Source organism: Bacillus sp. JJ1474 (assembly GCF_036965225.1).
GTDB lineage: Bacteria > Bacillota > Bacilli > Bacillales > Cytobacillaceae > Cytobacillus.
This window is the reverse complement of the sequence record NZ_JBALPC010000291.1, coordinates 1-7243: the sequence shown is the minus strand read 5'-3', so window position 1 is coordinate 7243 and position 7243 is coordinate 1. Positions and strand designations below refer to the sequence as shown.

The following is a 7243-nucleotide window of genomic DNA, read 5'->3' as shown; positions in this document are numbered from 1 at the left end:
CAAGTCAATAATGTTTAAATGTGAAAAACGAATCCATTATTTACATTCATAACCACTGAAAGTAGTTCATGTTTATGATACTATAGGGGGGATAGCGCCTTTTCGTCAAAACGTAATGAGGTGCTTTTAACTTAGGTAGTTCAATAAAGGCAGTGTGAACAGATTAATGGAAAAAGAAAAGCTTGTTGTGCTTATTGGTCCAACTGCGGTTGGGAAAACGAAGCTAAGTATTGAATTGGCTAAAAGGTTCAATGGAGAAATTATTAGCGGTGATTCAATGCAGATCTATAAAGGAATGGATATTGGCACAGCAAAAATTAAAAAGGATGAAATGGAAGGAATTCCTCATCATTTAATTGATATTAAAGATCCAAAGGAGCCTTTTTCTGTTGCAGAATTTCAGGAGCTTGTCAGAGAAAAAATCTCTGAGATTTCATTAAGAGGGAAACTGCCGATGATTGTTGGTGGAACTGGCTTGTATATCCAATCCGTTATTTATGATTATCACTTCTCAGATGCCCCTTCTGATGATGATTTTCGACAAATGCTTGAAAAAAAGGCAGAGGCCGAAGGAAATGAAAGTGTGCATCTAGAATTGAGCAAGGTTGATCCCGAAAGCGCAGAAAGAATTCATCCTAATAATGTCCGCCGAGTCATTAGAGCGTTGGAAGTTTATCATTGTACTGGTAAAACGATAAACGAATTACAGGAAAACCAGAAGCCTGAGCTTATGTATAATACAGCTATAATTGGGCTAACAATGGATAGGGAGATATTATATCAGCGAATCAATACTAGAGTGGATTTAATGATTAAGGAAGGACTCCTTGAAGAGGTTGAAAGGTTATTTAATCAGGATATAAAGGATTGCCAATCGATTCAGGCAATTGGCTATAAGGAACTCTATGAATATTTTAGTCATAGCATTTCATTAGAGGAAGCGACCTCTCAGTTAAAGCAGAATTCCCGCCGATATGCAAAAAGGCAGCTGACATGGTTTCGAAATAAAATGAATGTTGATTGGTTTGATATGTCGGATGTTGTCAACACCGGCATAATTGAAAAAAAACTTGCGGAAATTTCAACGCATATTGAAGGAAAGCTGCAAATAAAATCGAATACATAGAGTAGAGATAAAAGAGGAGGATATAAGATGAAAACATCTATTAATATTCAAGACCAATTTTTAAACCAGCTTCGGAAGGAAAATACAAATGTAACCGTGTTTTTATTAAACGGGTTCCAAATTAGAGGCCAAATAAAGGGCTTTGATAATTTCACGGTTCTTTTTGAATCTGAAGGAAAGCAACAGCTTGTATATAAACATGCAATTTCTACATTCGCGCCTCAGCGCAATGTTCAAATCGATATGGAAAACCAATAATTCTTATCCGCATTGAATAAGGGTTCTGCTTCTTTGAAAGCGGAACCCTTTTATTTTTAGCGGTATTCAATCAGGACAGGGTGTAAATTAGGCTTTTACAAAAATCTTTAATGAAGTAAGAAACAAATGAATACATATAGATAAGGAATTTTTTAAATAAGAGTAAGAGGGCATTTTATGATTCTATGAAAGAAAATAGGCTTTTGTCACAATCTAAACTTCTAAGCGTATACTGTTTTTGAGAACGTGAGGTGAAAGCTTTTGGACCAGCCAATTCGAATGAAGAATAATGGACAGATTAGCATCGTCCTTAATTCACAAAATCGTAAAACATTGACGAAAGAACTGCCTGAAACTCAACCCTTACCTAAGGTAATTCCACCGGAGCATACAGCACTAAAAGATATAGAAGAAGAATTAGGTGCTCTTGTAGGAATGGAAGAAATGAAAAGAATGATTAAGGAAATTTATGCATGGATATATGTGAATAAAAAACGTGAGGATGCGGGCCTAAAGGCAGGAAAACAGGCGCTTCATATGATGTTTAAAGGAAATCCTGGCACTGGTAAGACAACGGTTGCCAGATTAATCGGAAAACTTTTTCAAAAAATGAATGTTTTATCAAAAGGGCATTTAATTGAAGCTGAACGTGCGGATCTCGTTGGTGAATATATTGGCCATACGGCACAGAAGACGAGGGATTTGATAAAAAAGGCTATAGGCGGGATCTTGTTTATTGATGAAGCTTATTCACTTGGAAGAGGCGGAGAGAAGGATTTTGGAAAGGAAGCCATCGATACTCTTGTTAAGCATATGGAGGATAAGCAGCATGAATTTATTCTAATCCTTGCAGGCTATTCAAGGGAAATGGATTACTTTCTCACCTTAAATCCTGGATTGCATTCTCGCTTTCCATTAGTGATTGACTTTCCGGATTACTCCGTTACACAGCTCATGGAAATTGGAGACAGAATGTTAAGGGATCGAGAATATACGTTAAGCCATGAAGCGGAAAAAAAGCTGCATGACCATTTACTATGGATTAAAACTCATTTAAATCCAGTAAGCTTCTCCAATGGCAGGTATATTCGAAACGTCATTGAAAAGTCGATAAGGGCTCAGGCGATGAGGCTGTTAATACAGAATAGCTATGATAGGCATGAATTGGTAAGAATCCGAAGCAATGACTTAGTATTTGATGAGGGTTAATATTAGAAGGATTCCACTTAACAGGAATCCTTTTCAATTTGCAAAGAGAGATTCTTTAAAATGTAGTCAGCTATCTTTCGAAAATATAACGTTAAACGAACAGAAATTAGAGTTAAATTATTGATTTTGTTATGATAGTATTAAGTGATTTTTGTAAAAGAGTATACCAGGGAAAGAAGGATGCTGATTGGAGCAAAAGCATAACTTTGAAAAAGTAATTCTTGTAGGATGTCAGACAAAAGAAGATGATCAGCAATATGCCTATTCGATAGAAGAATTAGGCTCTTTAACTGAGACAGCAAAAGGAAAAGTCGTTGCAACCTTAACGCAAAAACGTGATCGCATTCACTCGGCTACATATATTGGAAAGGGCAAGGTTGAGGAATTAACGGCCCTCCAAGAAGAAATAGATGCAGATATAATTATCTTTAATGATGAATTATCACCAAGTCAAGTTCGAAATCTTGCAGCAGCTGTAGATGCGAAAATAATTGATCGGACTCAATTAATCTTAGATATATTTGCACAGAGGGCACGTTCTAAAGAAGGGAAGCTGCAAGTCGAATTAGCCCAGCTGCAATACTTGCTGCCAAGATTGACAGGCCAGGGAACCCAGCTTTCAAGACTTGGAGGTGGAATTGGAACTAGAGGACCAGGTGAAACGAAATTAGAATCGGACAGACGACATATTCGCAATCGCATCAATGAAATTAGGAACCAGCTATCTGTTATTGTTCAGCATCGTGACAGGTATAGAGAAAGAAGAAAAAAGAACAAAGCATTTCAAATCGCGATAGTAGGCTATACGAATGCTGGGAAATCGACATTGTTTAACAGACTAACTGAGGCAGATTCCTTTGAAGAAAACCAGTTATTTGCAACCCTTGATCCGATGACTAGAAAGTTAATTATGCCAAGTGGCTTTATGACTCTCCTAACGGATACAGTAGGTTTTATTCAAGATTTGCCAACCACCCTAATAGCTGCTTTTCGATCGACCCTTGAAGAGGTTAGGGAGGCAGATTTAATCCTGCATGTTGTTGATAGTGGAAGCCCAGATTATTATCAGCATGAAGAAACGGTTAATGAGTTATTAAAGGAACTTGAAAACGAAAAAATTCCACAATTGACTGTATATAATAAGCGGGATATTAAACACTTGGATTTTGTTCCAATTGCAAACACAAAGTCGATTCTAATCAGTGCATTTGAAGAGCAAGACCGCAATCAGTTAAAAAGCACAATAGAAGAAATAGTTCTGGAAATGATGAGTTTTTATCATGTAGAGGTTTCTTCCTCAGAAGGAAAGCTTCTGTCCCAGCTCAAAAATGAAACGATATTACGGGAATTATTTTTCGATGAAGAAAAGCAAATTTATGTTTGTAAGGGCTATTATTTAGAAAACCACCATATTGCTGGGCAGTTACATAAATATAAAGTGTAGATAGGAGAACATCATGTTTCAACAGTTATCAAATGGGGAAAAGTTGCAGCCGATTGTTACTGAAATTGAGCAGCAAATTGCTAATGTATTAAAAGGTATTGATAATAGGATTGATGAAAATCAATTTCGTGTGCTTAACAGCTTTCAAAACAATCGGGTGAGTGATTCTCATTTTATTCCAACGACTGGATATGGCTATGATGATATAGGCAGGGATACTTTAGAAAGGATCTATGCTGAAGTATTTGGAGGAGAATCTGCAGTCGTCCGTCCACAAATTATTTCTGGAACACATGCCATCTCCATTGCCTTATTCGGGGTACTTCGTCCTGGAGATGAACTGCTATATATTACGGGGAAACCATATGACACATTAGAAGAAATAGTGGGTCTAAGGGGCAATGGCGTTGGTTCTTTGAAGGAATTCGGAATTACATATAATGCTGTTAATTTACTGGCAGATGGATCAGTTGATTATGAAGCTGTAGCAAAGGCAATTAAACCTCACACAAAAATGATCGGTATTCAACGATCAAAAGGGTACGCCACTAGACCTTCCTTTACTATTGCTCAGATTGAAGAAATGATCAAATTCGTGAAGGAAATTAAATCAGATGTTGTTGTTTTTGTCGATAATTGCTATGGAGAATTTGTTGAGACAAAAGAACCATGCCATGTTGGAGCTGATTTAATGGCTGGTTCATTGATTAAAAACCCTGGTGGAGGACTTGCTAAAACAGGGGGCTATATTGTTGGGAAAGAGAAGTGGGTAGAGGCCTGCTCCTATCGCATGACTTCCCCAGGAATCGGTGCGGAAGCCGGTGCCTCTTTATACAGTCTCCAAGAAATGTATCAGGGCTTTTTCCTAGCCCCTCACATTGTCGGCCAAGCACTAAAGGGAGCGGTTTTTACTTCTGCATTTTTAGAAAGGCTTGGAATGAATTCTTCACCAAAATGGGATGCAAAAAGAACGGACTTAATTCAGTCAGTCCAATTTGATGACCGTGATAAAATGATTGCTTTTTGTCAGGCTATTCAATATGCTGCTCCAATTAATTCCCATGTTACTCCGTATCCAAGTGCGATGCCTGGATATGAGGATGAGGTGATTATGGCAGCTGGAGCTTTTGTACAAGGAGCAAGTATTGAGCTGTCAGCAGATGGCCCGATTAGACCGCCTTATGTGGCGTATGTTCAAGGCGGACTCACTTATTCCCATGTAAAAATTGCCGTTTGTACTGCCATAAATGGGTTGATCGAAAAGGGTTTCATTCAAATTTAATTAGTGTACAAACTAAGGACAGTGACTATATAAGCTGTCCTTTTCTTTTTTAAAAATTTCCATGTTAGAAAACCTAACATCTAATTGACAAGAGACCTAACATTGGTATATATTTATTTTTAAATAAGAAAAGGGAGGAGAAATAAGTGACTGGAAGCAAGATTCGCCGTTCCATGCCGCTTTTCCCAATTGGCCCAGTCATGCAATTAACCGAATTATCTGCACGTCAAATTCGGTACTATGAGGAGCACCAATTGATTTCTCCAGCAAGAACAGATGGCAATAGAAGAATGTTCTCACTAAATGATATTGATAAGCTTCTAGAAATTAAAGATCTCATTGACCAAGGTGTAAATATGGCTGGGATTAAACAGCTATTTTTTATCAAAGATCAGAAGCCTGCAGATCTATTTAAAGATGAAAAAGCAGTACGAGAGATTTCAAATGATGAAATTAGGAGACATTTGCGCAAGGAAATTGTGAGGGCAGGAAGATTTCATTTACCGTCATCCCATCAAGGAAATATGAATCGTTTTTTTCATTAACGATTTTTGTTTAACTACTAAGGAGGAACTTATTTATGCCAAAATTCACCAAAGAAGACATAAAAAGAATTTCAGAAGAAGAAAACGTTAAATTTATTCGTCTCCAGTTTACTGATATCTTAGGAACGATTAAAAACGTTGAAATCCCAATCAGTCAGCTAGAAAAAGCACTTGGCAATAAAATGATGTTTGATGGTTCCTCCATTGAAGGATTTGTTCGTATTGAGGAATCAGATATGTATTTATTTCCTGATCTTGATACATGGGTTGTCTTTCCGTGGACTGCTGAAAAGGGAAAGGTTGCACGTCTAATCTGTGATATTCATAATGCAGATGGAACACCATTCCAAGGGGACCCAAGAAATAATTTGAAGCGTATATTAAAAGAAATGGAAGAAATGGGCTTTACGGATTTCAATCTTGGACCAGAGCCAGAATTCTTCTTATTCAAGCTTGATCAAAATGGAGATCCATCACTTGAGCTAAATGATAATGGCGGCTACTTTGACCTTGCGCCTACAGATCTGGGTGAAAATTGCCGTCGCGATATCGTTCTTGAACTGGAGGAAATGGGATTTGAAATTGAAGCATCTCACCATGAGGTGGCTCCAGGACAGCATGAAATTGATTTCAAATACGCAAATGCTTTGACGGCATGTGACCAAATCCAAACTTTTAAATTAGTAGTAAAAACAATTGCCCGTAAACATGGCCTTCATGCTACGTTTATGCCAAAGCCACTTTTCGGTGTCGCAGGTTCAGGGATGCACTGCAATGTGTCACTATTTAAAGAAGGGAAAAATGCCTTCTTTGATGAAAAAGGAGATTTGCAGCTAAGTGATTATGCACGTCAATTTATTGCTGGTATTCTGAAGCATTCGACAGGCTTTACAGCTGTCACAAATCCAACAGTAAACTCCTATAAGCGTTTGGTGCCAGGGTATGAAGCACCATGCTATGTAGCTTGGTCAGCACAGAACCGTTCACCATTAGTGCGTATACCATCATCAAGAGGAATAAGCACACGTGTAGAGGTTCGCAGTGTTGATCCGGCAGCAAACCCTTATCTTGCTATGGCTGTATTATTAAAGGCTGGTCTGGATGGGATAAAGAATAGCCTTACTCCACCGGCATCAGTTGACAGAAATATTTATGTTATGAGTAAGGAAGAAAGAATGGCTGAAGGAATTGATGATCTTCCATCTACATTAGCAGAAGCACTTGATAAGCTGAAAGCAAATGAGATTATCGTTTCAGCGTTGAGCGGACATATTTTTGAACACTTTGTAGAGGCAAAAGAGATTGAGTGGGATATGTTCCGCACGCAAGTCCATCCTTGGGAGCGGGAGCAGTATATGACGATGTATTAAACATTCAAA

At 37.9% G+C, this 7243-nt stretch carries 7 protein-coding genes; all 7 read left to right on the top strand.

The genetic code is table 11. The features are described from left to right. Positions 1 to 166 precede the first annotated feature (166 nt). The 7 genes from miaA (at position 167) to glnA (ending at position 7234) form a co-directional block, all read left to right on the top strand. Positions 167 to 1126, top strand: coding sequence for a tRNA (adenosine(37)-N6)-dimethylallyltransferase MiaA (miaA, locus tag V7164_RS24745; RefSeq protein WP_335355549.1), 960 nt, complete (start codon positions 167 to 169; stop codon positions 1124 to 1126). Positions 1127 to 1153: 27 nt separating this feature from the next. Then, on the top strand, positions 1154 to 1384 hold the full coding sequence (gene hfq / locus V7164_RS24740) for an RNA chaperone Hfq (RefSeq protein ID WP_066288744.1): 231 nt from the start codon (positions 1154 to 1156) through the stop codon (positions 1382 to 1384). A gap of 261 nt (positions 1385 to 1645) precedes the next feature. Next, positions 1646 to 2593: a stage V sporulation protein K gene (gene spoVK / locus V7164_RS24735; RefSeq protein ID WP_335355548.1), complete on the top strand. Its 948-nt coding sequence runs from the start codon at positions 1646 to 1648 to the stop codon at positions 2591 to 2593. A gap of 187 nt (positions 2594 to 2780) precedes the next feature. Continuing rightward, positions 2781 to 4037, top strand: coding sequence for a GTPase HflX (hflX, locus tag V7164_RS24730; RefSeq protein ID WP_335355547.1), 1257 nt, complete (start codon positions 2781 to 2783; stop codon positions 4035 to 4037). Positions 4038 to 4050: 13 nt separating this feature from the next. Further along, positions 4051 to 5319 (top strand): aminotransferase class I/II-fold pyridoxal phosphate-dependent enzyme, encoded by a 1269-nt coding sequence (locus tag V7164_RS24725; protein WP_335355546.1) that lies wholly within the window; start codon positions 4051 to 4053, stop codon positions 5317 to 5319. Between the two features lie 146 nt (positions 5320 to 5465). Beyond that, on the top strand, positions 5466 to 5864 hold the full coding sequence (locus V7164_RS24720) for a MerR family transcriptional regulator (RefSeq protein WP_335355545.1): 399 nt from the start codon (positions 5466 to 5468) through the stop codon (positions 5862 to 5864). Positions 5865 to 5899: 35 nt separating this feature from the next. Then, on the top strand, positions 5900 to 7234 hold the full coding sequence (gene glnA / locus V7164_RS24715; RefSeq protein WP_335355544.1) for a type I glutamate--ammonia ligase: 1335 nt from the start codon (positions 5900 to 5902) through the stop codon (positions 7232 to 7234). Positions 7235 to 7243 lie beyond the last annotated feature (9 nt).

Bases quoted from the DNA above. Each gene is read 5' to 3' on its own strand.
- miaA (WP_335355549.1), top strand. From the start codon at position 167: ATGGAAAAAGAAAAGCTTGTTGTGCTTATTGGTCCAACTGCGGTTGGG.
- hfq (WP_066288744.1), top strand. From the start codon at position 1,154: ATGAAAACATCTATTAATATTCAAGACCAATTTTTAAACCAGCTTCGG.
- V7164_RS24725 (WP_335355546.1), top strand. From the start codon at position 4,051: ATGTTTCAACAGTTATCAAATGGGGAAAAGTTGCAGCCGATTGTTACT.
- glnA (WP_335355544.1), top strand. From the start codon at position 5,900: ATGCCAAAATTCACCAAAGAAGACATAAAAAGAATTTCAGAAGAAGAA.